General features: G+C 49.5%; 25 protein-coding genes and 1 pseudogene. 4 read left to right on the top strand and 22 right to left on the bottom strand.

Annotated features, from left to right (window positions below):
- Positions 1–248 precede the first annotated feature (248 nt).
- From B2Q61_RS04165 to B2Q61_RS04155, 3 genes are all read right to left on the bottom strand, one after another.
- Positions 249–1,016: a hypothetical protein gene (locus B2Q61_RS04165; protein WP_290621528.1), complete on the bottom strand. Its 768-nt coding sequence runs from the start codon at positions 1,014–1,016 to the stop codon at positions 249–251.
- 299 nt (positions 1,017–1,315) lie between these two features.
- Positions 1,316–2,398 (bottom strand): IS91 family transposase, encoded by a 1,083-nt coding sequence (locus tag B2Q61_RS04160; RefSeq protein ID WP_290621526.1) that lies wholly within the window; start codon positions 2,396–2,398, stop codon positions 1,316–1,318.
- Positions 2,395–3,234 carry a tyrosine-type recombinase/integrase gene (locus tag B2Q61_RS04155; protein ID WP_290621524.1) on the bottom strand — a complete coding sequence of 280 codons (840 nt, stop codon included), beginning with the start codon at positions 3,232–3,234 and terminating at the stop codon, positions 2,395–2,397. Before B2Q61_RS04155 ends, B2Q61_RS04160 begins: the two co-directional genes overlap by 4 nt.
- A 313-nt stretch (positions 3,235–3,547) precedes the next feature.
- Between B2Q61_RS04155 and B2Q61_RS04150 the strand changes: the two genes are divergently transcribed.
- Positions 3,548–4,516 (top strand): integron integrase, encoded by a 969-nt coding sequence (locus B2Q61_RS04150; protein WP_290621522.1) that lies wholly within the window; start codon positions 3,548–3,550, stop codon positions 4,514–4,516.
- 12 nt (positions 4,517–4,528) lie between these two features.
- Here B2Q61_RS04150 and B2Q61_RS04145 read toward each other — a convergent pair whose 3' ends face one another.
- Positions 4,529–5,017, bottom strand: a complete 489-nt coding sequence (locus B2Q61_RS04145) for a T6SS effector amidase Tae4 family protein (RefSeq protein WP_290621520.1) — start codon at positions 5,015–5,017, stop codon at positions 4,529–4,531.
- On the bottom strand, positions 5,014–5,391 hold the full coding sequence (locus B2Q61_RS04140) for a Rap1a/Tai family immunity protein (protein WP_290621518.1): 378 nt from the start codon (positions 5,389–5,391) through the stop codon (positions 5,014–5,016). Before B2Q61_RS04140 ends, B2Q61_RS04145 begins: the two co-directional genes overlap by 4 nt.
- Positions 5,392–5,682: 291 nt before the next feature.
- On the opposite strand from B2Q61_RS04140, the gene B2Q61_RS04135 reads away from it, so the two are divergent.
- Positions 5,683–5,940: a Txe/YoeB family addiction module toxin gene (locus B2Q61_RS04135; protein ID WP_290621538.1), complete on the top strand. Its 258-nt coding sequence runs from the start codon at positions 5,683–5,685 to the stop codon at positions 5,938–5,940.
- A gap of 56 nt (positions 5,941–5,996) precedes the next feature.
- Here the strand turns inward: B2Q61_RS04135 and B2Q61_RS04130 are convergent.
- The 4 genes and pseudogenes from B2Q61_RS04130 to rlmD form a co-directional block, all read right to left on the bottom strand.
- Positions 5,997–7,625 (bottom strand): annotated as a pseudogene (locus tag B2Q61_RS04130) (endonuclease).
- 204 nt (positions 7,626–7,829) lie between these two features.
- Entirely contained in the window at positions 7,830–8,618 is a 789-nt protein-coding gene (gene mazG / locus B2Q61_RS04125; RefSeq protein ID WP_290621516.1) for a nucleoside triphosphate pyrophosphohydrolase, read from the bottom strand.
- Positions 8,619–8,674: 56 nt separating this feature from the next.
- The gene (gene relA, locus B2Q61_RS04120; protein WP_290621514.1) at positions 8,675–10,888 is read right to left on the bottom strand and encodes a GTP diphosphokinase; all 2,214 of its coding nucleotides are present in this window, start codon (positions 10,886–10,888) and stop codon (positions 8,675–8,677) included.
- Positions 10,889–10,900: 12 nt separating this feature from the next.
- Positions 10,901–12,265 carry a 23S rRNA (uracil(1939)-C(5))-methyltransferase RlmD gene (gene rlmD / locus B2Q61_RS04115; RefSeq protein WP_290621512.1) on the bottom strand — a complete coding sequence of 455 codons (1,365 nt, stop codon included), beginning with the start codon at positions 12,263–12,265 and terminating at the stop codon, positions 10,901–10,903.
- An 82-nt stretch (positions 12,266–12,347) separates the two neighbouring features.
- Here rlmD and B2Q61_RS04110 point away from each other — a divergent pair, with 82 nt between their 5' ends.
- Positions 12,348–15,098: a response regulator gene (locus B2Q61_RS04110; protein WP_290621510.1), complete on the top strand. Its 2,751-nt coding sequence runs from the start codon at positions 12,348–12,350 to the stop codon at positions 15,096–15,098.
- Here B2Q61_RS04110 and acpS read toward each other — a convergent pair.
- The 11 genes from acpS to rpoE form a co-directional block, all read right to left on the bottom strand.
- Positions 15,076–15,474 (bottom strand): holo-ACP synthase, encoded by a 399-nt coding sequence (gene acpS / locus B2Q61_RS04105; protein WP_290621508.1) that lies wholly within the window; start codon positions 15,472–15,474, stop codon positions 15,076–15,078. The two genes, B2Q61_RS04110 and acpS, sit on opposite strands and share 23 nt — an antisense overlap.
- Positions 15,474–16,205 (bottom strand): pyridoxine 5'-phosphate synthase, encoded by a 732-nt coding sequence (gene pdxJ, locus B2Q61_RS04100; RefSeq protein ID WP_290621506.1) that lies wholly within the window; start codon positions 16,203–16,205, stop codon positions 15,474–15,476. Before pdxJ ends, acpS begins: the two co-directional genes overlap by 1 nt.
- Positions 16,206–16,269: 64 nt before the next feature.
- Positions 16,270–16,953: a DNA repair protein RecO gene (gene recO, locus B2Q61_RS04095; protein ID WP_290621504.1), complete on the bottom strand. Its 684-nt coding sequence runs from the start codon at positions 16,951–16,953 to the stop codon at positions 16,270–16,272.
- A gap of 27 nt (positions 16,954–16,980) precedes the next feature.
- On the bottom strand, positions 16,981–17,907 hold the full coding sequence (era, locus tag B2Q61_RS04090) for a GTPase Era (RefSeq protein WP_290614036.1): 927 nt from the start codon (positions 17,905–17,907) through the stop codon (positions 16,981–16,983).
- Positions 17,897–18,571: a ribonuclease III gene (gene rnc, locus B2Q61_RS04085; protein ID WP_290621503.1), complete on the bottom strand. Its 675-nt coding sequence runs from the start codon at positions 18,569–18,571 to the stop codon at positions 17,897–17,899. The genes era and rnc overlap by 11 nt, the downstream gene beginning before the upstream one ends.
- A 9-nt stretch (positions 18,572–18,580) precedes the next feature.
- Positions 18,581–19,507 (bottom strand): signal peptidase I, encoded by a 927-nt coding sequence (gene lepB / locus B2Q61_RS04080; protein WP_290621502.1) that lies wholly within the window; start codon positions 19,505–19,507, stop codon positions 18,581–18,583.
- Positions 19,508–19,532: 25 nt separating this feature from the next.
- Positions 19,533–21,332: a translation elongation factor 4 gene (lepA, locus tag B2Q61_RS04075; RefSeq protein WP_290621501.1), complete on the bottom strand. Its 1,800-nt coding sequence runs from the start codon at positions 21,330–21,332 to the stop codon at positions 19,533–19,535.
- 156 nt (positions 21,333–21,488) lie between these two features.
- A complete protein-coding gene (locus tag B2Q61_RS04070) occupies positions 21,489–21,941 on the bottom strand; it encodes a SoxR reducing system RseC family protein (RefSeq protein WP_290621500.1) in 453 nt (150 codons plus the stop codon).
- Positions 21,942–22,019: 78 nt separating this feature from the next.
- Positions 22,020–22,949: a MucB/RseB C-terminal domain-containing protein gene (locus B2Q61_RS04065; RefSeq protein ID WP_290621499.1), complete on the bottom strand. Its 930-nt coding sequence runs from the start codon at positions 22,947–22,949 to the stop codon at positions 22,020–22,022.
- 1 nt (position 22,950) lies between these two features.
- Positions 22,951–23,553 (bottom strand): sigma-E factor negative regulatory protein, encoded by a 603-nt coding sequence (locus B2Q61_RS04060; protein WP_290621498.1) that lies wholly within the window; start codon positions 23,551–23,553, stop codon positions 22,951–22,953.
- 48 nt (positions 23,554–23,601) lie between these two features.
- Positions 23,602–24,177, bottom strand: coding sequence for an RNA polymerase sigma factor RpoE (gene rpoE, locus B2Q61_RS04055; RefSeq protein ID WP_290621497.1), 576 nt, complete (start codon positions 24,175–24,177; stop codon positions 23,602–23,604).
- 216 nt (positions 24,178–24,393) lie between these two features.
- Here rpoE and nadB point away from each other — a divergent pair, with 216 nt between their 5' ends.
- Positions 24,394–25,998 (top strand): L-aspartate oxidase, encoded by a 1,605-nt coding sequence (nadB, locus tag B2Q61_RS04050; RefSeq protein ID WP_290621496.1) that lies wholly within the window; start codon positions 24,394–24,396, stop codon positions 25,996–25,998.
- A gap of 35 nt (positions 25,999–26,033) precedes the next feature.
- On the opposite strand, the gene B2Q61_RS04045 is transcribed toward nadB, so the two are convergent.
- Complete coding sequence (locus B2Q61_RS04045; RefSeq protein ID WP_290621495.1) at positions 26,034–26,471, bottom strand: protein YgfX; 438 nt, start codon at positions 26,469–26,471, stop codon at positions 26,034–26,036.
- Positions 26,458–26,709 carry a succinate dehydrogenase assembly factor 2 gene (locus tag B2Q61_RS04040; protein ID WP_290621494.1) on the bottom strand — a complete coding sequence of 84 codons (252 nt, stop codon included), beginning with the start codon at positions 26,707–26,709 and terminating at the stop codon, positions 26,458–26,460. The genes B2Q61_RS04045 and B2Q61_RS04040 overlap by 14 nt, the downstream gene beginning before the upstream one ends.
- Positions 26,710–26,809 lie beyond the last annotated feature (100 nt).

Genomic DNA, 26,809 nt, shown 5'->3' with positions numbered 1-26,809 from the left:
CGGAACAAGTAAGGTAGGCTCTGCTAGCGAAAGCTAATAATCCACGTATACCAGCATGACAACCGACGAACATTACCAGCTTCATCTGATGCATTAACTCGCTTTAACAGCAAAAAGATGGTTCTTAAATGAGCAGGGATTTATTCAACCTGCTTGACTTGGGGAGTCATACCAACGCTAAGCACACGGGTGACGACCGCGCAGCGGTTGGCATCCCAGCGGCCGCAGGCCGCGAGTGCTGCGCATTGTTAAGTTTTTTTAAACTTTATCTGGACATTACTCATTTTAATTTTGTGAGATGTAGCCTCGACTATTTCGCCACAAAGCCAAAATGGTTCATCTTTATCAGCCACTAAGAGAGTATTGTTTGAGCTTTTTTCCAATTCAAACCAGACCCATAATATGGACTCATCTAACTCAGCAGTTACAAATACTTTATTTTCATCTGACATTTCTACAGACGCCAGCAATGCCCTCCACTGAACTTTCATACCCTTGTAAGTAGATTCTTTATGCTTGACGTCCATAGGTTTTGCACTTCGGATATCATTTTTAATTTCGATTGGTAAAGGTGTTAATTCATAATCACTCACCGGAAAAGGCGGGTTCAAATCCAGTACCGCAATTTTCTCTTGAAAAGTGCTTCTTATTACTCCAACCGAAAATGAGTTTCCGCCCTGCTCTGAAGAATCTGAAACAATACCTACCCTATTCTTATCATTACTCAATCTCAATGATTCAATAATAGATAAAGCTTGGTCAGTTTTATTCTCTAATTCTTGTAATTTCGAAGCATCTACCGAACCACTTTTCAAACCAAATATTGAGTAAAACAGGGCGATTATACATACAGCTACTTCACCGATTAGACCTTTCACCATTAACTCTCTTTCGCTTTCTGTCGGTGAACCAAAACCTAAAAATACCATTGCTAACGTTCCAAGAACCATAAGAACAAATAGGGTAAGAAAAACCCAAAATAGCACCCATTTCATTTGTTCTTTTTGATTACTCATAAATCTCCTAAAAACTTAACGCTTTAGTGTTTTATCCGGCACGTTGTTCAGTGACGGATAAACTCCTGTTGAACGGCCCGGCTCACTTAATTTTTGGTATAACTGATGCTAATGGAATTTGCTTATTTAGGGAACAATTAATTTACTGGCTTTTGTAGCGGATGTGATTAGTTTTGATACCTTTTTTGCTGCTCGTCATTGTGTTGCCCTCCTGCACTTTTTGCGGTTCACCAACGATCAGGCAATACCTGCCCTCCGACCATTTTAGCCAGTATGTTGTTGCTCTACTTCCTTGCCTGTTAGCCGTCGGGTTTACCTGGTGGTCGCACTACTAACATTGATGCAAGATGGAGTAGTCCAACATGGCAGTGCGGGCAATGCCAGCAAGGCTTTTCCTGCTCAGCTACTTTCTCTTCAGGCTTCGGCTTTTTTTCCTGCTGCCTGATTATCGCCAGTTTTCGCTTGCGGCAGCGGTTGGCCAGCAAGCCATAGTGCCGGATCCGCATAAAGCCTTTGGGCAATACATGGCTCAGATAACGGCGGATAAACTCACCACCATTGAGCGTCATCACCTTGCGCTTGTTGCCATCCTGATAGTCCCGGTAGTTAAAGCTGACGCCCTCTGCACCGATACGTTGTAAGCGGCTTTCATGCAACACACCTTTGCGGGTATAACGCCCAAGATAACGCAATACAGTCTCAGGTTTACACAGGCAGGCTTTGCTAAATACTGTCCAGGGTTTTGCCAGTAGTGCCTCTTTGTCCGGGATACTCAGCTGCTCATCCCGCAGTTGTTGCAACATCTTCGCTCTGAACACCGTAGATAGCGCCTTCACTGGGAACAAATAGCCTTTATCTATCACTTGCCAACGCTCTGCCTGATTTAACATCCCGCCGGGAATTAAACAGTGCAGATGAATATGCTGCGTTAACGTTTGGCCCCAGGTATGTAGTACTGCTGTCATACCCAACTCACCCGTTGTTTTTCGATGTTGCCGGGCGAACTTGCTCAGTGTTTGCCACACCGCATTAAACAGGCTTTTGTACAGTTTTTCCGGCGCATACTGGCTAATGACATTCAGTTCATGCGGCAGGGTAAACACCAGATGGAAGTATTTTACCTGTACCAGATTGGCGGCCTGCGCTTCTATCCAGTCACGGGTGCGCTGCCCCTGACACCGTGGGCAATGTCTGTCACGGCATGAACAGTACACCACTTGTTGCTGCTGGCAGTTATCACACTGCCATAACTGCTGTCCTAAGACTGCGGTACGACATTGCATAATGTGTTTACAGGCCGCTTGTTGCTGCCAGTTCAGCGCATGATGTTGCTTATACTCCGGTAAAAACTGCGCCAGAACATCACTCAGATGCAGACTCATGATACAACCCAACCCGCCAGTAAATCACGGGCACCACTACCCATCTCAGGCAACCAGTGCAAATAGCGCTGAGTGGTTTTAATGTCAGTATGGCCCAGCTGGTTTTGGAGTTCATACAACGGCATTCCCGCCACCAACTGATGCGTGGCATAAGCATGTCGCAAACTATGAATGCTGCACCGGCTTGATACCCCGGCAGCGCGCACCGCGTCTTTAAATGGCTTGCTAATACTGCTGCTGGACATCGGCTTGTCCATGCCATGGCCAGAATAAAACAGATAGTCATGTGGCCGGTATAACTGCCAGTATTCACGCAGCAAGTTCAGCACGGCTGGCGTCAGAATCACGTAACGGTCTTTATTACCTTTACCAGCCAGCACTCTTAAGGTACTTCTCTGGCCATCTATATCGGCAACTTTGGTGTTAATTAACTCCATTAACCGCAAGCCGGTGCCGTAGTATGTCATCAGCATAAAACGGTGTTTTTTGTAAGGGCAAAGCGAAATGACTAAATGTACCTCCGCTGGCGTTAACATAACTGGCGCTTTGACTGGCCGCCTTGAAAGCGGCTTGGTGATAGCCACCTCTTTGTGTAGCACAGCTTTAAAAAAGAAACAGATCCCATTGAGTCGAAGGTGAATTGTACTGCGCGCTAACTGCTTCTCTAACGTCAGATACCTGAAGTACTGCTCAAGCTGCGCTTCAGTAATGGTATCCGGACGCTGGTGGTAGTGACGGCTTAACTGCTCAACCGCATACAAATAGGTTTCTTCGGTTCTTTTGGCAAGACCACGCAACCGACATTCGTCGATCATTGCCTGGCGTAACGGGGTCATGATTATTCTCCGGTTGTGTAGGGAACATTCCCGGAGTAAGTGTGGTTCAGATGGGGGTAATTGCTGCTAGCTCCGCGCAGCGGCTTAGTTCAACGCTTATTCGACGGAAAGATCCGTATTTAAACACGGACTTTTCCATATTTGTAAATTTGATGGCTTGTACATTAACCAGAAACCCTCTTGTCGACAATATCTTATAAAAATTAATTTTTTACACAACAAGACAAATACGGATACATCCGCCTAACAAAGGGAACTTGACTTTTTCAAAATAACTGTATACTTAAACAGTGTTTTTTATGAGGGTTATCTTATGCCAGAGTCATCACCTTTTATGCAGTTCATTGCTGAGGAGATGTACACCCGACGCTACGCAAAACGAACCGTAGAAACTTATCTGCATTGGGTTAAATTTTTTATCTTGTTTCATAAAAAGCAACATCCCAAAGATTTACAGGAGGTGCATGTAGAGCAGTTTTTAACTCATCTTGCTGTTTCGAGAAATGTAGCGGTGCAAACCCAGGCACTTGCGCTGAATGCGCTAAGTTTTTTGTATAAAGAGATTCTTAAGCGACCGCTGGCGTTAAACCTTAACTTTAATCAGGCAGTTAAACCACGAAAGTTACCCGTTGTTCTTACCAAGCCTGAGGTTACGCAGCTTTTTACATACATGGATCCACAATATTTACTCTTAACGCAGCTGCTGTACGGTAGCGGCTTACGGTTAATGGAGGCTGTCAGGTTAAGGGTCAATGCTATTGATTTTGATTATTTATCTGTAATGGTGTGGCATGGCAAAGGCGGTAAACATCGTAGAGTAACTTTAGCTCCGGAATTGATTGAGCCGTTACGCCGGCAAATTAGTCTGGTAGAGGCATTTTATCAGCTGGATATCCGAACAGCTGAATTTGCCGGGGTCTGGTTGCCTTTTGCGTTAGCACGTAAATACCCGGCTGCGCCAAAAGAGTTGGGATGGCAGTATTTGTTTCCTTCCAGCAAACTCAGTATCGATCCTGATGCTAAGGTGTTACGCCGCCACCACCTGGATGAGTCGGGCTTACAAAAAGCCGTGCGCAGTGCTGCCCGCAAAGCTGATATTGCCAAAAATGTTACCTGCCATACCTTACGGCACAGTTTTGCTACGCATTTACTAGAGGCGGGAATGGATATTCGCACGGTACAAGAACAGCTTGGCCACACTGATGTTAAAACTACTCAGATATACACCCATGTCCTGAAGCAAGGCGCCAGTGGCGTAAAAAGCCCGCTGTCGATGTTGTAGCACTGGCAAGCGTCAATTCAGCTGCCAAAACCAAATTTCCTTACATGCAAAGTAACAAGCAGAATTACACACCTGAGCGGTGGTGGTGCTCTCTATAAGATCAATATGCCCGCCGTTATAGCCGTCAATTTTCCAGAATAGAATTACTCCTTTCTTATCGACGAGGTACTTTAGCGCATTTTCCCGATTTAATAATTTTGGCATGCCAAAAATACTTTCTTTTTTAAGCTGATCAGCAAGTAGTTTGGCACCAGGCTCAAAGCTTCTCCCGGTGAATTCCCCTGTTTTAATTCTCAAACGCCCGGTGAACTGCACTCCAGATTTCAATAGCGCAAGACTCATACGCAGCGCGCAGGTATTTACATATCCGGGGTTCTGCTTAATTAACTCATTTATGTCATATCCCACTTCCTGATAAGCATCAATAGCGCCAACATAACTGGGATTCATGTCATTAGAAGAATAATGGTTTTTCTTCAGCGTAGCGTAACTTGGTTTCATAAGTTCCCTTTACATTCATTTAATGCAATTAATGCAGTTTCAATGACAACGGCAGCCCTGAGTTGCATTTGCGTTTCAGGCAAATTCCTAAAGTAGCCGTTTAGATAATCCCGCAGGGAGATCGTTTTAAATTGCTGATAACTGCACCAACTTTTACCTTCGGTAGCCTCCATTACACCCAACAAAAAAAATCGTGCCGCATGTTGATCAGCCTCATTGCTGCTGGTGTAGGCTCGCCAAAAATGCTCTGCAGTAAGATTCACGCTATCGATTGAAATTAGTTCTGGCCTAGATGATTGCGGCACAGATGCTTCAACCTTAAAAATTCCAACTAGCGAATTACACAAAATCAAAAGCAGAAAATATCGTGACATAGAGCCTCCGGAGTCAGAAACTTACACTATTACAACACAACCAAAATGGCAACAATTAAAACCTATTGTTAACATTGCTGCATAATAAAAATAGCGTGTTACCTGATCACACCGATGTGCGCACTACCCAGATTTACACCCATGTCCTGAAGCAAGGCGCCAGTGGGGTTAAAAGCCCGCTTTCGATGTTGTTGTAATTATGCGGCTACTTTCACATTCGCTGCATTGCGTACAAGTATAAGTACAATGCATCCTATCTTTGTACACACAGAGATATCGCTAATGGACACCATGAGTTATTCAGCGTTTCGTGCCCAACTTGCCACAACCTTAGATAAGGTTAATGACGACCATAAACCGGTGCTGAAACGAATTAATACGTTAACTGAAGAAATAGCCAGACAGCCCTTCGCAGGCATCGGTGATCCAGAGCCATTAAAACATAACTGGTCAGGCTATTGGTCACGACGGATAGACCGGGAACACCGGCTTGTTTATAAAGTAACCGATGATGCCATTGTTATTGTTCAGTGTCGGTATCACTATTAGAGCGAGGCCACTAACCGGTTTCCGGTGGTTAATGGTCTCGCCCTTGCAGCTGCGGGTTAATTACCCCAGACAGCATTCACAAACTGCGGGTGATCGATAAAGGGGTTGCGGTTACCCTGATACTGGTAGGCCGCGTCGTTACGATCACGCTCTTTCTGACTAACCGGGTCCAGCTGATGCCACTATTTTAATAGTTGCAGTAACCAGCTTTCAAATACCTGATTGCTGCTGCCATTTAATGCAGCATTGGCTTCGCTGCTGTTGGTCTGCCAATTTGCCAGCTGGTTCTGGTAGCGGGTTGCCATATAGAAATAGGCCCTTGCCACATCACCTTTAAACTCATCTATTGGCTCAAACACCACACCGCTGTAGCCCGTGCCGGCAGCAGCATTACCCAGCCGGGTACCATTGGTTGAAGTAAAGCTGGCACTGCCTACTTCACCGTAGGGGTAACTACTGCGTTTGGAATTAACAAAGCCGTCGGATGCAAAAATATGGTGAATGTCGGAATTCATTGGTTCTATTGCCCCACCAAACCAGCTACGCGGAAAACTGTGCTCGCGGTTATAACAATCGGCTTCGCTGTTGTAGCTACCACACTGATCACTGCTGGCAGCGTAAACATAGCTGTCGCTGGCGGAAGGTTTTTCCGAGTAAATATCGAGTATCGAACCATCATTCTCATAGTAGGTATCCAGCTCGTAGACATTGTAAAACGTCCAGATAGCACTGTAACCCTGCACCGCATGATCTTTAATGATGTTGTGCAGCGCGGTTTTCAGGGCGTAGCCGGTTAAGCCTGCCGCCGGAGCATAATAAGCGCCCAGATCCTCATCTACGCCATCACCGCTGCCGACGGTGAAACTATGGCTTTGCGATGGACCAAAACTGCCACCGCTGAAGATATTAGCCCCGCCCAGAGTCAGACTGTAACTGCCGTTGCCGTAGCCACAACAAATGCCGTCACCGTAGCTGTCAAAAATGGTAAAGGTGTAATCACCTGCAGCCAGGCACCACTGTTCGCTGTACTGCGTGTTGCTGGCTAAGCCATCACCGCGGTAAAGCGTACCGCTGCCATCTGTTAGCTGCCAGCTGGTTTCGCCACCATAGTTATCAGTGGTCAGGGCAAATTCTGCGCTGCTCTCGCTGCAGCCTCCTGGTGGCGGTGGCTCACTGGTGGTTGGCTCAAACTGGTCGACATAAACCAGTTCAGCACCGTCAAAACCGGTGACATCATAAAAGCGTAAACCCACTTCAATAGTGCCACTCACCGTAGGCGTGTAGCTGTGACTGATTGTCTGCCATTGTCCGGTCAGGCCGGCATCAGAGTAGCTCTGGTAACCGTTGACATACAAGCGGGCCCTGACATTGCCCTCGGTATGGTATATGCCCGCACTGAATTGGTAGGCCTGGCCGGCATTAACGCTAACCAGCTGGCGAAAGTCGGTGTCGGCCTGGCTGGCGGTGTTAACACTGACCGCTGCTGCGCTGCTGCCGCTGAGCCTGATACTGGTTGACTGGCTGACAGTAATGCCGCTGTCAATCAGGCTCCAGTTGGCTGGCTGATTACCCGACCATTGCTCGAAGCCACCATTCAATACGGTTGCCTGCGCTGACACACTGAGCGTTGCCAGTAAGCCGAGTAAACACCCGGTTAGCTTGTTAATTCTGCTTATACTGTTCATAAAAAAGTCCTGTGGCTTAACATGCCAGCCAGACCGCCAGCACTACCCGCTACCCTACTGCAGGTTTGTTGGTTAAAAATAGCACAATAGTGAATTTTTTATGAAAAACAGACAACGTTGCAACGGCTGTGGGGCTAGATGTTGCGACGAGCTGTTGCAACTGGTTGTTGCCGCTCGTGGTGGTGGGTGTGGCTGTTGTCGCGCTTAGCGGTGTTGTTGTTTAACCTGCTGCCACAGTGCTTCCATTTCATCCAGGTTACTTTGCTGCGGGCTTTTGCCCTGGCCGTCCAGGGCTTGCTCTACCGCCCTAAAGCGGCGTTCAAACTTATTATTGGCTGCTCGTAGCACCGCTTCCGGGTCGAGTTTGTGTTTACGTACCACATTAACCAGGGCAAACATTAAATCACCCAGTTCTTCTGCCAGCTCCGGGCTACCGGCTGCGGTTTGCTCTACTTCCAGGATTTCTTCTTTTACTTTGTCCCAGCAGCCTTCTACGGTCGGCCAGTCGAAACCGACTGTGGCGCAGCGCTTTTGCAGCTTGTTGGCGCGGCTAAGCGCTGGCATGGCTTGCGGAATATTATCCAGCACACTGTGCTGGCCACTGGCTTTGCGCTCGTTACTTTTTAGTGCTTCCCAGTTTTGCAGCACTGTTTCTGCGTTATCGGCAGTTTTGGCATCACTACCCTCACCAAACACATGCGGATGACGCCGCTCTAATTTATCGCAAATGGCGGCGACGCAGTCATCAAAGCCAAAGCGACCGTCTTCTTTAGCCAGCTGGGCATAAAACACCACCTGAAACAGTAAATCGCCCAGCTCGTCTTTCAGTTCAGCAAAGTCTTCGCGGGCGATGGCGTCCGCCACCTCGTAGGCCTCTTCCAGGGTGTAAGGTACGATAGTGGCGTAGCTTTGTTTAAGATCCCACGGGCAGCCGGTTTGCGGATCGCGCAGCCGGCTCATTATGCTTAACAAGCGTTGGATATTATCGGTCACGTTGCTCTCTTTTCGTTTAAATATCTGGGTAGTATTGCTTAGCGGCCATTGCCGGTTCAGTGGTGCAAGCGCTTTGCTTCCACTACCTCATCTATCTGGCTCACTTTGCTTAATAATTTGTTAAGTGAATCGAGGTTATACAGCTCCAGGGTCATGTTAATTACCGCGGTTTGCGCTTTAATATCCGATGTGCTGCTCATTTTTGTAACGTTAGCTTTTTCATTAGCCAGAATACTGGTGATATCCCGCAACAGGCCGTTGCGGTCGTGCGCCACAATCCTGATATCCACTTCGTAGCCCGAGGCATATTTGTCGCCCCAGGTGGCATCCACTACCCGCTGCGGCATGCTGTCCTGCAGCGTTTTAAACTGGTCACAGTCATCGCGGTGAATAGCAATGCCCCGGCCCTGAGTGATAAAACCAATAATGGCGTCCCCCGGCAACGGCTGACAACAACCGGCCATATGGGTTAATAAATTACCCACGCCCTGCACCACTACATCGCTTTTACTTTTGGCCGTCGGCAAGGGTTTGGTTTTTAATCGCGGGTCAATTTCCGGCAACTCCAGCTTGCCGCTCTGGCTTTGAATAAAGTGCACCACCTGGGTCACTTTAATTTCACCACCCCCAATACCAACCAACAGTTCATCCATGGAATTGACATTAAAGCGGCTTAGCACCTTGGCCGGATACTCCATCACCAGATTTAAGCGGGTCAGTTCCGTATCGAGCAATTCTTTGCCGGCTGCCAGGTTTTTATCTCTGTCCTGCAGCCGGAACCAGTACTGCACTTTAGAGCGGGCCCGGCTGGATTTTAAATAGCCCAAATTCGGGTTTAACCAGTCCCGACTCGGGTTAGGCTCACGCCCGGTCAGAATTTCTACCTGATCACCGGTTTTCAACTGATAGGTAAACGGCACAATGCGGCCGGAGATTTTGGCACCAATGCAGCGATGGCCCACGTTAGAGTGGACATAATAAGCAAAATCCAGCGGGGTAGAACCAATAGGTAAATCGACAATGTCACCTTTGGGGGTAAACACGTAAACCCGGTCTTCGATGACCTGGGTTCGCAACTCATCGGCTAAATCGGTCCCGGCCAGATCAGTGCCATCAACCACGTCTTCCTGCCATTGCAGTAATTTGCGCAGCCAGCCAATTTTTTCATCATTGGCAACAACTTTATTACTGCCAACGGCTCCTTCTTTATAGCGCCAGTGTGCCGCTACGCCCAGTTCGGCATCTTCGTGCATTTGCCGGGTGCGAATTTGTATTTCTACCGCCCGGCCCTGCGGCCCCAATACCACAGTATGAATAGACTGATAACCATTTTGTTTCGGGGTGGCAATATAGTCATCAAATTCTTTGGGTAAATGGCGCCAGCCGGTATGAACAATACCCAACGCACCATAACAATCCTGCACCCGTTCAGTTACAATTCGTACCGCCCGGATATCGAACAGCTGATCAAAACTCAGCTGCTTTTTCTGCATCTTTTTCCAGATACTGAAAATATGCTTTGGCCGGCCATATACTTCCACATCCAGCTTGGCATCCAGCATTTTCTGGCGTACCGAGCCGACAAAATCCTGCATATAGTGTTCACGATCCAGCCGTTTTTCTTCCAGCAAACTGGCGACTTGTTTATACACACCGGGGTGCAGATAACGAAAGGCTAAATCTTCCAGCTCCCATTTTAACTGGCCAATACCCAGCCGGTTGGCCAAAGGAGCAAAAATAGCATTGGTTTCTTTTGCTGCCAGCACCCGGGTTTCTTCATCGGCATCTTTTACTTCACGTAAATAACAGATTTGAGCAGCCAGTTTTAATACCACCGCCCGCACATCTTCCACCATGGCCAGCAGCATTTTTCGTAAATTATCGGCTTGCTGCGGGTTAACACTCTGATTGGCGCCGGTAGGTATAGTGCGAATGGCATCCATTTGTTGCACCGAATGCAGCAAGCCAAGAATGGTCGGGGTAAACTCTGCTGCCAGCTGGGTTTCATTAAGTAAATTCGCATCAAATGCCGGAAATAATAACGCGGCCAGCAAAGAGTCATGGTCCATTTTTAAGTCGGCCAGAATTTCAACCATTTCCCAGCCGGTTCGCACCTGGACAATATCGTCATTCAAACCTTGTTGCTTCAACCATGCCCCGCAATGAAGTAAGGCGTTGATCTTTTTCTCAGTCAACCCAAGTGAACACAGCCATTCCAGCGTATCGCCGCCATGGTAGCCACTGCTGTGAGATTGACGAACCCTGACCATGAAAACCCCTTATTATTTTGCCGGCGCGCTTTTAACAGAAGCACTTTTAGACGACGCACTAAACAACGCCATCAGCTCCAGATGGCTGGTATGCGGAAACATATCAATGGCAGACAGTTTTTGCAGCTGATAACCCTGGCTAAGCAATACCCTGGCGTCACGGGCAAAGGTAGCAGCGTTGCACGACACGTACAATATCTGTGCCGCTTTCAGCGCAGCAATCTGTTCTATAGCGCCTTTAGCACCGGCCCGCGCCGGGTCCAGTACCACTTTGGTATAACCTTGCCCACGCCAGGGCGCATCTGGCCAGGGTAAATGTAAATCGGCCTGCGCAAAGCTGGCATTGCTAAGACCATTAAGTGTGGCATTGGTTGCCGCTTGCTGCACCATTTTGGCCACACCTTCTATGCCCTGCACTGTTTTGGCATATTTGGCCAGTGGCAAACTAAAATTACCCATGCCGGCGTATAAATCCAGAATGGTGTCATCAGCATTGACCTCAAGCCAGGCCAGCGCCTGGCTGACCATTTTCTGGTTAACCGCTTCATTAATTTGGATAAAATCGCCGGGCTGGAACTGCAACCTAATATCCTGCTCGGTCAGAGTATAAGCCGGCGTTGGGGTGTCCGGCTGCCAGTGTTGTAGCTGCTCAGTACCGTCATCCCCCAGAAAATACGCCTCGGGCCAGCTTTGGACAAACGCCTGCTGCTGCGCTGCAGTTAACGGTTTAACATGGCGTACTACAACATAGGGCCGCTGGTTGGCACAAAACAGCTCAAGATGGGTCACCACAGCCGGATCAGGTAACGCGTTAATTGCCGGCGGTAACCTCGTCAACACCGGAGTTAGCAGCGGGCTTAACATGCTGCACTCGCTGATCGCACTAATATGTTTACTACCCTCGGCCCGAAACCCCACACTCAACTGGCGTGTTTTTTTGTCAAACCAAACGCCCAGCCTGGCTTTGCGCCGGTAATGGGTATCGGCTGCAGCAATCATCGGCTGCCAGGGTAAGGTTTCAAGGCCAGTCTGGTGGCGGATCAGCTGATCAATGCCCTGCTGTTTTAAGCGGATTTGCTGATCATTATCCAGATACTGCAGCTGACAGCCACCGCATTGACTAAAATGCGGACAAAACGGCCGTTGCCGCCCGGGGGCCGGGCTCAGCACTTTGCTGGTGCGGGCTTTAATAAAACCGGCCTTATCTTCCAGCACTAACGCCTGTACCTTTTCCCCCTGCAATGCGCCGCTGACAAACACGATTTTTTGCTTGTAACGGCTCAGACCATTAACTTCATAATCAGTGCTATCGATATCCAGGGTAAGAGTTGCCCCGATCAGGCTGGCTTTAGCCTTTGCTTTATATAGTGTTACCATCTGCGCTCTGTATTGTAGGCAAGTAGAAATTGTTATGTCATTATGGGTGGACCTGCGACTATTGTAACAAGCTCTGGCCCGAATGACGAAAATTGCGTTACGTTACTGGATATTACTCTGCGCCCTTTTGCCCGCGGCCCTTGCCAGTATTGGCCTGGGTAGCTACTTTACTTACAGTAAAGCGGCAGAGTTAAACCGTAACCTTGCCGTACAAGCCAGAAATATAGCAGTACCCCTGGCCATCAGCAGTGAAAAGTTACTGGCAGAGGGCGACGTCGCGACCATTGAAGCGCTATTAAATACCAGCCATCGCCTGAATTCACCGGTGCTTAACAATATACTGCTGTTCGATGCTGATGGCCAAATGCTTGCAAGCAGCAACCCACAATACCCTGCCGAGGCCTATCCAAAGCCCGCCTCCCAACGCAACGCTGCCGCCGGGCAACTGGTGCCTTTTGAGCACAGCCTGCTTATTTATCAGACGTTACGCTTTAACAGTAGCGAACCAGCCGCCGGGCCATATATTCTGCTGCACTTGCAGAATGAACACATTTTGCTGCAACAACAACGTTATAAATTACATGTGGCCATGGTAGTGGCTGCCGTGATCATGCTGTGTATTATTTTCAGTCAGTTTGTCCGCCACAAAATCCAACCCATGCTTAGCCGGCTGCAGTTGCAGCTGCAACAGTTACAAACGGGTAATTATCAGCAGCAAACGAATGTTTCGGGGATCAAAGAGCTCGATAATATCCAATGCCACGTTAATCAGCTTAGTGAGCAACTCAGTTCACTGGAGCAGGAAATGCAACACAATATTGAGCAGGTTACCAGTGACTTACAGCTAAGTATGGAGCAGCTGGAAGTGCAGAATATTCAGCTGGATTTTTCCAGGCGCAAGGCGGTAGAAGAAAACCGCCAGAAATCTGAGTTCCTGGCGAAAATGAGCCACGAACTGCGCACCCCGCTCAATGGCGTTATTGGCTTTACCCGGCAGTTATTAAAAACTCAGCTTAGTGCCAATCAGCACGACTACCTGAGCACGATTCAAAAATCTGCTAACAGCCTGCTGCATCTGGTCAATGATGTGCTGGATTTCTCCAAGCTCGAAGAAGGCAGGATGGCAATTAACCCTGAGCCGTTTTCACTCCGTGATTTATTAAACGATGCCACCGAGCTGCTGGCCGCCAATGCCTTTGATAAACACCTTGAACTGGTGATGATGATTGACCATGGCTGCCCGGACGATCTGATTGCCGATCCGGGCCGGCTTATTCAGGTATTAATGAATGTCGCCGGCAATGCTATTAAATTTACTGAGCATGGCAGTATTGTTATCCGGGTTAGTGCGACCTTACTGAATGAAGATCAGCTTATTCTGCACATTTCAGTGCAGGATACGGGCCGGGGTATTAGCGAAGATAAACAGAACCTGCTGTTTCAGGGCTTTACCAGCAGCCAGCCTGAAGACCACAATAGCGGCTCTGGGCTGGGTTTAATGATTTCGCAGCGGTTGGTGCAGGCGATGGGTGGCAACATTGGTTTTGAAAGTAAAGCCGCTGAAGGCTCGACCTTCTGGTTCACCATTAAATGCCAGCGCCATCATTTATCAGTAGCGGATCCATTGCCTATCGACGTGCTCGATAGCAAAACCCTGCTGTATTTTGAACCACAACAGTATTCGCGGGAAGCCACACTTGACCTGCTGCATAGCTGGGGCTTGCAGGTAACAACCTGCGCCACCAAAGGTCAGTTACAGCAAGCATTAAATCATGGTCAGCATTACGATATCGGCTTGATTGGCCGGGCTATCGCCATTAATCAGGTGAGTCAGGTGATTAGCCTGGTGCAGCAAATTGAACCCAGTTGTCACTACACCTATTTACTGGTTAACACCTTATCACCAAATTTACGCGAAGCCATGCTGGCCTCGGGTGCTAACGCTTGTTTGCCTAAACCAACCCATCAGCGAAAATTAGCATTTGCGTTGGCTAAACCCTATCTGGATCAGGCAAAAAATCTGCCAATGCCTGTGATCCAGCCCCGGGCTGCCTTAAAGGTGCTGACCGTTGACGATAACGAAGCCAACCTGAAACTGATTAATACCTTGCTATCCGAACTGGTTGAGCAGACGGAGTCTGCCACTAATGGCGCAGATGCCTGGCAAAAAGCGACCCAGCATGTGTATGACATTATTTTTATGGATATTAATATGCCGGTAATGGATGGGATTAGTGCCTGTCAGCGGATCCGGCAAAGCTCACTCAATGAGCACACCCCTATTATTGCCGTTACCGCACATGCGGTCGCCGGTGAGCGCGCCCGCTTACTATCGCTTGGTTTTAATGAGTTTTTAAGTAAGCCGCTGGATGACAAAATGCTGCACTACACCCTGCAGGAATTTTGCCCGTTGATTGCTCAGTCTATCGGATCAACAGAAACAGAGGCGCCAACGCATGATCAGCAGACTAACCACGGCAATCTGATCGACTGGCAGATGAGCTTGCAACGGGCCGGCGGTAAACCCGGGCTGGCTAAAGATATGCTGCAAATGTTGTTAACCAGCCTGCCGCAAACTCAGCAGGCGCTAAATGTGGCCATTGCCGCCAACGACAATGAACAATTATTGCAGCTTATCCATAAATTACATGGCGCTTGCTGCTACACCGGCGTGCCTGCGCTGAAAAACCTGGCAGAAACGCTGGAGACCCAGCTTAAAACCGGCACTGATATCCAGCAACTGGAACCGGAGCTGTTTGAACTGGACGATATTTTAAGCGCGTTATGTCAGCTGGACAGCGACTGGCTGGCTAAGATTGACCTTCAAGAATAACGGTAGCCATCGCGTAGGCTTGCTCGTCACTTAATGACAACCAGCAGTGACTCACCCCTAAACGGGTCGCCAGCTCTGCCGCATAGCCTGTAAATTTAAGCTCAGGCCGGCCATGCTGATCATTGCTGATTTCAATATGCTGAAACGAGACCCCGCGGCCAATTCCGGTGCCAAGCGCCTTGGCGGCGGCTTCTTTGGCGGCAAAGCGTTTGGCAAAGTAACGGCTGGCTAACGGTTGGCTGGCTAGGGTATGCTTTGAAAAATGCTGTTGCTCGGTCGCTGTTAACACCCGTTTTACCAGGCCAGGCGAGCGCAGCAGGCTTTGCTCTATCCGGCCAATCTCAACAATATCAGTACCCAGGCCAATAATGGCCATTACCGTCTGGCCTCTACCATTAATCGTTTCATCTCTGATACCGCACCGGCCAGACCGCTGAATATCGCCCGGGCAACAATAGCATGACCAATATTCAGCTCGTACATCTGCGGAATAGCCGCTATCGGCTGCACATTGTGATAATGCAAACCATGACCGGCGTTAACGGTAATGCCCAGCGAGGCGGCATAGGCGGCAGCTTCGGTAATTCGGCTAAGTTCGGCTTGCTGTACCTTGCTGTCGGTGGCTTCTGCATAGCGACCGGTATGGATTTCGATAAAGGGCGCACCGGTTGCCGCAGCGGCATCTATCTGAGCGTGGTCAGCGTCGATAAATAACGACACCAGAATATTGTCTGCTGCCAACTGGCTTACGGCGTCGGTCATGCGGCTAAGCTGGCCGGCAATATCCAAACCGCCTTCGGTGGTCAGCTCCTGGCGTTTTTCAGGGACTAAGCAGCAGAATTGCGGTTTTAGCTTGCCGGCAATATTCAACATTTCGTCGGTTACTGCCATTTCAAAATTAAGCCGGGTACTCAGGCTCTGTCGTAATAAAAACACATCACGGTCAATAATATGGCGCCGGTCTTCGCGTAAGTGCACCGTTATGCCATCGGCTCCGGCCTGCTCTGCTACCAGCGCGGCATGCAAAGGTTCCGGGTAACTGGTACCCCGGGCCTGGCGTAACGTTGCCACATGATCGATATTGACACCAAGATAAATAGGGCTCATAACGGCTCCGGTTTTAAATGTCTGATTAGAATCACAACTTATACTTGTGCAATCCGCTAAGGGTTTAGCCGAGTGGGTTAAATAACGCCCGGCTGTGTAGCGGCTTGCCGCCCAGTAATGGCGTTAGCAACTGCCGGCTGACTTGCTTGGCTACCTTCAGCGCATCAGTGTGCTGCCAGTTATGCTGGCCAATGGCCTGCAGTACTGAGCCTGGCCAGCCACGGCTTACCACAACAAACCCTTGCTCTGGCTGCCATAGATACTGTAATTCAGCCAGCAGCGGCGCGCCATCAGCCCCATGCTGCCAGTCGACCTGCAGCCCCAGCTCGCCAAGCAAGGAAAATTCAAACTCCCGCAAACAGGGCTCCAGATTGTCAGGCTGTTGCTGCGCCTGATCCAACGCGGTCAGACTTTGCTGATAGTAGTTAAACAATTGTTCTGCGGCCATATCATCCGGCCACAGCCGGCAAATAAGCTCGTTGAGGTAAAGCGCGCTGAACAGGAATTTGCCATTAAAGCGAACCGCCGGTGCCAGCTCATCCAGAGTTAGAACCGTTTTTAAACTGCTACGACCGCCAAGCGCCACCGTAAACAGCTGAAAGGGCTGCAAGGCAAAGCGTTGTTTGCCCTGGCGTTTTCTGATCACGGCTGACACCCTGCCCCGCTCTGGCATTAACAGCTGCAACAGCAGCTTATTATCCTGAAATGGCCGGCTATGTAAGATATAAGCGGGACATAGCGGCTGCATCTGGCTAAACCTTAATGTTCAAAATGGTTAATCTTCGCCGTAGCCAAGGCTACGCAGCGCTCGCTCGTCGTCAGCCCAACCTGACTTCACCTTTACCCACACCTGTAAAAATACCGGTTGCTCCAGCATGGCGGCCATATCCAGCCTGGCTTCAGTGGCAATGGTTTTTATCCGCTCACCTTTGTTACCAATAACCATTCGTTTCTGGCTTTCCCGCTCAACTAATACCAGCGCCGCAATATGGAAATGTTTCTCTTCCCATTTAAAGCGCTCAATTTCTACTGTTACAGAATATGGCAATTCATCGCCTAAAAAGCGCATTAGCTTTTCACGGACAATTTCGGCAGCCATAAAGCGCTGCGAGCGATCGGTAATGTAATCTTCCGGAAAAAAGAACTCACAAAGGGGTAAATGACGCTGCACCACTTTTCTCAGCGCCTCGACATTGTCGCCACTTTCTGCCGACAATGGCACCACATCGACAAAGTTAAGCTGACTGCCCAGCTTCTGTAAGTGCGGCAATAATTCCGACTTATCTTTGTATAAGTCGACTTTATTGACCACCAGCACCACCGGCTTTTGTGCCTGGATCAGTTTATTTAATACCATCTGATCGTCATCGTTCCAGCGGGTTCCCTCCACTACAAAAAGCACCAGCTCAACATCGGCTATGGAGCTGGATGCCGCTTTATTCATCATCCTGTTAATGGCCCGCTTCTCTTCAATATGCAAGCCGGGGGTGTCAACATACACCGTCTGATAGTTATCAACGGTATCGATACCGACAATCCGGTGCCGGGTAGTTTGTGGCTTTTTCGAGGTAATACTGACTTTCTGGCCAACCAGCTTATTTAACAGGGTCGATTTGCCGACATTCGGACGGCCTACTATCGCTACTAAACCGGCATAGGTGGTTGGCGCTGCATGAGGCGTTGGCACGACGTTATCGTTCATTTTTAATCTGTTCCAAAGCCGCGTTTGCGGCATCTTGTTCGGCTTTACGCCGCGAGCTGCCTGAGGCAGTAATGGGCGCAATACCAGGGACGGTGCACCGCACCGTAAAGGTTTGCTGGTGGGCCTCGCCAGTGGTGGCAATCACATCATATACCGGCAAAGCTAACCGCAGGCCTTGCAAATATTCCTGCAAGCGGGTTTTTGAATCTTTTTGCTCACCCGGCGCAATCTGCGCCAGGCGTTCAGCAAACCAGACATTAATCCGTTCGCGGCAGGCATCCATACCACTGTCTAAGAAGATAGCGCCTAATATAGCTTCCAGCGCATCAGCCAGAATAGATTCACGGCGATGGCCGCCACTTTTTAATTCGCCCGGCCCCAGCCGTAAATACTGGGCAATTGCCAGCTCCTGGGCAATTTCGGCCAGGGTAACGCCTTTCACCAGCGCTGAGCGCATCCGGGTTAAGTCACCCTCACGGGTCTGCGGAAACTGGTCAAACAGCATCTGAGCGATAATCAGCCCTAACACGGCGTCACCTAAAAACTCCAACCGTTCGTTATGCTTCCCTTTACAGCTGCGATGGGTTAATGCCTGCTCCAGCAACTCAGCTTGCCGGAACTGATAACCGAGTTTGGTCATTAATGGTTTAACGGGTTGAAGCATCAGCGCACCTTATTCAATTTTACCAAGGCGCTCAAACCTTACGCCTACCGGCACCCAGCCAGGTAACCAACTGTCGGGGTCTTCGCTGAACTCAAAGCTCATCCAGATAAATACCGCCTTGCCCACCAGGTTGTCGGCTGGCACAAAGCCCCAGAAGCGGCTGTCACGGCTGTTATCCCGGTTATCGCCTAATACAAAATAGTGACCTTGCGGCACCACAAACTCATCAACGGCTGTGCCTTGTTGCTGATGGTATTGTCCGGGCTGTTCGCGAACGCCAGGGGTAACCAGAATATGGTGACCATTCTCTCCCAATGCCTCGTGATAGCGCCGTTGTTGCATGCGGCCCTGAAAGAACTGAGCATCCGGAATATGAGTCAGGGTAACCCGCTCCAGTGAGCCACAACCGCTGGTTTGCTCAGGCTGACAGGCTTTGTCGATATACAACTGTTTATCCCGGTAGATAATCCGATCACCCGGCAAACCGACAATCCGCTTGATAAAATCGACTGTGGGCTGCTCCGGATATTTAAATACCGCAACATCACCGTGCTGTGGCAACTTATTGTGGTACAAAGTAGTGCGCCATACCGGGTCTTTCACATCGTAGGAAAACTTTTCGACCAGAATAAAATCACCCACCAGCAGGGTCGGCATCATTGAGCCGGAAGGAATTTGAAAAGGTTCGAATAAAAAAGAGCGAAACAGGGTGATGGCAGCGATCACCGGAAAGATCGACTTCGCGGTTTCCACTATGGCCGGCTCTTTTAGCATGGTATCGCTGGTGTCGCTCGGCAACTGATTACCAGCTCCACTTTGCGCCAGCACCAGGCGTTCACGGCGTTTAGGTGCCAGCAGCAGTGCGTCCAATAGCCAAATCAGGCCACTGACCAGAGTGAGTATTACTAACAAGATTGCAAAATAACCAGCGGTCATGCGTTTCCCTTTTATTAAGCTACTATTACTTACCCACTTTCAGAATGGCCAGGAAGGCTTCTTGCGGCACTTCAACATTACCTACCTGTTTCATCCGCTTTTTACCTTCTTTTTGTTTCTGCAGCAGTTTTTTCTTCCGGCTGACATCACCACCGTAACATTTTGCCAGGACGTTTTTACGCATTTGCTTAATGGTAGTTCGGGCAATAACATGGTTGCCGATAGCTGCCTGAATGGCAATATCGAACATTTGCCGTGGGATCAACTCTTTTAGTTTGTCGGCCAGCTGCCGGCCGCGTCCCTGGGCAAAGTCGATATGACTGATAATGGCCAGCGCATCAACCCGCTCGCCGTTAATCAGGATATCTACCCGTTGCATATTTGAGGTTTGAAAGCGTTTAAACGCGTAATCCAGAGAGGCATAACCACGACTGGTCGACTTTAAGCGGTCAAAGAAATCCATCACCACTTCGGCCATCGGCAATTCGTAGGTTAACGCGACCTGGCGACCGTGATACAACATATTGGTTTGCACGCCCCGTTTTTCGATACACAGCGTAATTACATTACCCACATATTCCTGTGGCACCAGAATATGCGCTTCAACAATCGGCTCGCGGATTTCGTCAATATCGTTTACCGCCGGCAAATCGCTGGGGTTGTCGACCATGACTTTTTCGCCATCTTTTTTGATCACTTCATAAACCACGGTGGGGGCCGTCGTAATCAAATCTAGATCGTATTCACGCTCCAGTCGTTCCTGAATGATTTCCATGTGCAACATGCCAAGGAAACCAATTCTGAAACCAAAGCCCAGTGCACCGGAGTTTTCCGGCTCATAAAATAATGACGAGTCATTCAGACTGAGTTTAGCCAGGGCATCCCGGAAATCTTCATAATCGTCACTGGATACCGGAAATACCCCGGCATAAACCTGAGGCTTAATCCGTTTGAAGCCAGGTAAGGGCTTCTCGGCGCTGTTTTTCGATAAGGTCAGGGTATCGCCCACCGGCGCACCTTTAATTTCTTTAATGCCAGCGATAACAAAACCCACTTCGCCGGTGTTCAGCTCACCGGTATGCGTTGCCTTCGGGCTGAATATCCCTACTTTATCAACTTCATACACCTGACCGGTGGACATCACTTTAATTTTGTCTTTGGTTTTTATCGAACCGTGTTTCACTCTGACCAGCGACACCACCCCCTGATAGGCATCAAACCAGGAGTCGATTATAAGAGCCTGAGTCGGTAAGTCCCGCTCACCCTCTGGCGGTGGGATTTTTTTTACAATCGTTTCCAGTACATCTTTAATACCAAAGCCGGTTTTGGCAGAGCATTGCACCGCCCCCAGCGCTTCGATACCAATAATGTCTTCAATTTCCTCTGCAACCCGCTCCGGCTCTGCCTGAGGTAAATCGATTTTATTTAATACCGGGATAACTTCCAGGTTCATGTCCAGTGCGGTATAACAATTGGCGACGGTTTGCGCTTCCACGCCCTGCCCGGCATCCACCACCAGCAATGCGCCCTCACAGGCTGCCAGAGAACGGCTTACCTCGTAAGTAAAGTCGACGTGCCCCGGGGTATCAATAAAGTTCAGCTGATAAGTTTTACCATCATCTGCCGTATAATTGAGGGTAACGCTTTGCGCTTTGATAGTAATACCGCGCTCACGCTCCAGATCCATTGAATCCAGAACCTGTTGCTGCATTTCCCGATCGGCCAGACCACCGCAATATTGAATAAGCCGGTCAGACAGGGTCGATTTACCATGGTCAATATGAGCGATGACGGAGAAATTTCTGATGTTATTAAGTTTTGCCATGTTATCCGCAAATGTCCGAAATATACTGGGGGTACTGACAATAAGCTCAATCGCACCGGTAAACGATGCGGCTATTGTCAGACCGATGCTGTAAAAAAATTAGCGGGAATTGTACTCTATCCGCTGGCAGCTTGCTATGTGTTCTTCGCTGATGGCTCAGGACAGTTGCCGGACGTTGATCTTTGGCAGCACGTTAAGAATACTCAGTTGTTGCTGCCCGGCCATTCTGGCACCAAAATGCCGGGCCAGCAGGAAACCACAGCCGGCACCTGTTGCCGCAGCCAGCATAACCCAGCCTTCAGCTGCCTGCCAGCCAACATGAGCCAGCAACGCGCCACTGACCAATAGCACCAGAGGCAGCAGGTACACCAGTAAGGCAGCTGTGACGAGCTGTTCGCCCGCTGTCGCTACCGTTACCTGCTCGCCTGGCAGCAATGCCAGGTCAGTCGCAACAAAAAAACGGTTTTGACGGGGTGTCATGGTTTTCGCGACGATACCGGTACCACAGTCAGCACTGGCATGGCACGCATTACAGGTTGTCACCGGCGTCGTGCCCAGCCATACCCCTTCTTTTTCTACTGCAAGCACCGTAGCTATCTGTTCAATCATATGGCGGCCACTATCTTTGGATTGTTATCTACGTCTTATTGTTGAAAAGGGTTTAGGTATTAACGAATAACGTAGCGCCTAACGCACCGCTGCGGCAAGGCGCTCAGCCACCTCAATACTCACCGGACCAATAACCGTTATGTCATGCTCTGGAGCGCTAAGTACGTATATGGTTGTTGCGCCGTCCCGATAAGCCTGGGTTTGCATTCGCTGACTGGGCTGGACAAAAACGGAGACCTGATGCACACCATCGGTCAGCAGCCAGTAATTCAGCAGGCTTTGCTGCAGCTGCGGTACAATATGCGGATCCGTGACTAACTGATACCCTTTAGGTAGCCAGCTAAGTTGCAGTTTATTTGGTGGTAACATTGCCCCGGCTTGCTGGGGGGCAGGCTCAGGCAGGTCGGTATCGAGTAAGCGCTGCAGATTCTCTGGCAGCTCAGGACTGATTTGCATATGTGTCACCAGCCAGCGCTCCAGAGGTGTCTGCTGCTCTGACATTACATCAATTCGTAGTGGAAAACCCGACTCCACCTCAATCCATAACCAGTAGCTATGGCGGCTGGCGTCGTTGGCACTCAGTCTGAGCAGCTGCGCGGTGTGCCCGGACATGACAGAGCTGCTGCCTAACACCGCGGTGTACAGTTTACGTATCTGCTGACTATTCTGAAATAAAATGGCGGGAAGTTCTTTAATGCTATCGCTGATGGTGACTAACGCAGGCCGGTCAGTTAAAAAATAATACACTACATCGTCGCGACGCAGAATATCGACACCATCGGCGTCAAGTGGCACCAGGTGTTCAATTTCTCTATCGTCTTTGCGGCCGTGCTGCCAGCGATAGGTCTCTACCTGACTCCCTTTAAATACGACAAAAGAGCTGTCAAAATTATACTGTTTTACACTTTGCTGAACCCGCTCAAACAGGGCCCAGCCAGGTTCCTCGGCTTGCAGCACGCTGCTGCACAACAGCAACAGGGTGCAACACAGCGTTACTACTTTGCTCATATTACTGCTCGTTTTCCTGCTCAGTCTTTGCTTGTTGCTGCTCAGTTAACCGAACCTGCTGGCGATGAGCCTGCAGCAATGCCTGCAGCCGACGCTGCTGTTCCTGCACTGCTTGCTGTTCCTGTTCAGCAAAACGACTATCTGCCGTAGTAGAACTGAGACTGACCGGGGTGGCAAAACCGCCAATCGGATTGGTTTGCAACACCGGGCTGGGTAACATTAAATCCTGCCCTGCTGGCTGTTGGTATTGCTGCACGCCCAATACTGCAAACAGCGCCACACCTGCTGCTACGGCACCTTGTGCTGCAGGCTTAAGCCAGCTGCCATTTGCCGCAAATCTGAGGCCTGAACCCACTTTCTGCAGTACCGTGCGGCTGTGGCTAAGCTGATAGGTAGGCTCATCTTGCAATAATGTAGCGATATCAGCAGCGAAATCGCCGGGCAGCGGCGCGGCTTTCTCACGACGAAACACCGCTGCGGCTAATTGGTATCTCTCTAGCTTTTGTTGCAATTCGGGCTGTTGCAGCAAAAGATCGAGCTCGGCATTACTGAGCTGTCTGTTATCGCTGGCGGCTGAGAGCCAATCCTGATTATCTGACGACATAATTTTTCCTGTCTGCTTGCTGTTCATTATCCGATTTAGCCTGACAATTTAGCCAATCAGTGGTTTGAGCTGAATATCTATTGCTTCACGCGCCCGAAAAATCCGGCTGCGCACCGTGCCAATAGGGCACGCCATTACTTCTGCTATCTCTTCGTAACTCAACCCTTCAAGCTCTCTGAGTGTAATTGCGGTACGAAGTTCATCTGGTAATTTATCGATCGTGTTAAATACCACGGTCCGAATTTCTTCCGACAGTAATAAACGCTCGGGTGAATCTTGTTCTTTTAAGGCATCGCTTCCTTCAAAATACTCGGCATCTTCCGCATCGACATCAGTCGCCGGTGGCTTACGGCCATTTGATACCAAATAGTTTTTAGCACTGTTCACTGCAATCCGGTACAGCCAGGTATAAAACGCACTTTCACCACGAAATCCTGGCATGGCCCGGTACGCTTTGATAAAGGCTTCCTGCGCAACGTCAGCGACGTCTCCGTGGTTAGAGACATAGCGGGAGATTAAGTTCGCGATCCGGTGCTGATATTTCTTCACCAACAGATTAAATGCGGCTTTATCGCCTTGCTGGACCCGCTGGACAATTTGCCAATCTAATTCTTGCTCGCTCATTCTGGGAGCCTGTCCCCTGTAATACTTAATAGGTTGTCGATTATAAGTGGCCCTTGTCTGGCGTCGAAGCTCTGACCACGGCCACAATAAATAGTTCTGCTTATTATGCCAAAACCGCTACAATAAGCTGATCCAACAGCCATGCTGTCGGGTAACTGCAGCGGTAACTCATAAGGTTACCCTGATATTGGGGCTTAACTGGGACAAGTGTATCGCATGACACGACAAAATGAATATCATTGTGACGTTTTAATTATTGGCAGCGGCGCTGCCGGTTTATCTTTAGCGTTGCAGTTAGCCGATCATGCCAGGGTATTAGTGTTAAGCAAAGGTCCGCTGCGCGAAGGGTCTACCTTGTATGCTCAGGGGGGCATCGCCGCGGTATTTGATGAAAATGACAGTATTGCCTCCCATGTCAACGATACTCTGATTGCCGGTGCCGGTTTATGTGATGAAACAACCGTGCAATATACAGCAGGCCATGCCAAAGAGGCTATGCAGTGGCTGATAGATCAGGGCGTTCCCTTTGACCAGTATCAGGATACCGATGGCAGTTTAAAGTACCATTTGACCCGGGAAGGAGGTCATAGCCATCGCCGGATTTTGCACGCCGCAGATGCGACCGGCCAGGCAGTTCAGATAACACTGGTCGATCAGGTAAAACAACATGCCAATATCCAGCTGCTGGAAAATTATAACGCTATCGATTTAATCAATGGCAGCAAAATTGGTTTAGATGCCAAGCGCTGTTATGGCGCTTACGTCTGGAACAAATCCCGCGCCAAAGTAGAAACCATCAAAGCCCACTTTGTCGCGCTGGCTACAGGTGGCGCCAGTAAAGTGTATCTTTATACCAGCAACCCGGATGTAGCCAGTGGCGATGGTATCGCTATGGCGTGGCGTGCGGGTTGCCGCGTGGCCAATATGGAGTTTAATCAGTTTCACCCGACCAGTTTGTATCATCCTGATGCCCCGAACTTTCTGATTTCAGAAGCGATGCGAGGTGAAGGGGCTTTTCTGCGCCGCCCGGATGGCAGCCGGTTTATGCCTGAATTTGATCAGCGCGCTGAACTGGCACCACGCGATATCGTCGCCAGGGCCATCGATTATGAAATGAAGCGGCTGGGTGCCAATTGCCTTTATCTTGATATCAGCCATCAGCCAAAAGATTTCATTATTGAACATTTTCCGACGATTTATGCCAAGTGCTTAAGTGTTGGCATTGATATCAGCCGCCAACCTATCCCGGTGGTGCCTGCGGCGCATTACACTTGTGGTGGCGTGCTAACCAACCTTAACGGCCAGACAGACCTGCAAAATTTGTATGCCATCGGTGAGGTTGCCTATACCGGTTTACACGGCGCTAACCGGATGGCCAGTAATTCACTGCTCGAATGTGTGGTGTTTGCTCAGGCTGCCGCCAAACATATATTAAGCCAGTTGTCGGCAGATACTCACTATGCTGACATTGCCCCGTGGGATGAAAGCCGGGTAAGTGATTCTGACGAGGAAATTGTCATCACCCATAACTGGCACGAATTGCGGCTTTTTATGTGGGACTATGTCGGTATTGTCCGTACCAACAAGCGCCTGGAGCGCGCCTTGCACCGGGTTGAATTATTACAATCTGAAATTCATGATTATTATAGTCATTTCCGGCTCAGTCATAATCTGCTGGAACTGCGTAACCTGGCGCAGGTAGCTGAACTGATTATTCGCTGCGCGATGGCCCGCAAAGAAAGCCGCGGCTTGCACTACAATCTGGATTACCCTGAGTTGTTAAGCAGCAGCGTGCCAACGGTACTGACGCCAAACGGATAACAGCAGTGGCTGCACAGAGGGGTCAGGTTCCCGGCTTATTTATCAGCGTGCTTTGTTGCTGCGCATTGCCAGTTAAACTGATTTATCCGTCGCGCCAGGGCCCGGTAATCGGTAGCAGTTAGCTGGTCGGCCAGCAACCAGTGCAGATGCAACTGCGCATGCTCACTTTGCCAGCGCAATAATAAGCCAAACTCACTGACCAGACAGCCTTCACGCAGGGCTCCGCCAGGCAGGGTACTTTGCCACCAGCGCAACTGGCCGTCTGCCTGCAAACTTAATCCTGCCGCCAACCGGGGTTGCCGGTAACAACGAACACCATACCAATACACTAAAAAAAGTAACGGGCTCGCCAACCATAAGGCAAGGCCGGGCAAAGGCTGCAGTAAAAACACTAAAACCAGCATAAACGCCAGCGCCAGCAAACCGCGCCGGCGCCAGACTGAACCACGAATTGCGACGTTACACCCGGACACGGTCAAGAATTACTTTTACCAGCGCATGCAGTGCCGGATCAGTCGCTTTGGCATGACCCATAAACCAGGCAAACAAATCCGGGTCATCAGCAGCCAGTAATCGCTCAAAATCTTTTTTCTGCTGCAATGACAATGCATCGTAGCCCTCTTCAACAAAGGGTGCCAGCAACACATCCAACTCCAGCATACCGCGCCGGCAAGCCCAGCGCAGACGCGGTTTAATCATCAACTCGGTCATTTAAATTCCTTAATGCCAGATACAGTGATAAAGATAACGGCATTTTCACAAAACTGCCGCTTTGGGGTTGAGCTTTTAAATGCAGCCCCAATGTTACAAC

Source organism: Arsukibacterium sp. UBA5043 (assembly GCA_002415085.1).
Classification (GTDB): Bacteria; Pseudomonadota; Gammaproteobacteria; order Enterobacterales; family Alteromonadaceae; genus Alishewanella.
Note: the sequence above shows the minus strand (reverse complement) of the source record. Positions and strands in the feature narration are given on the sequence as shown.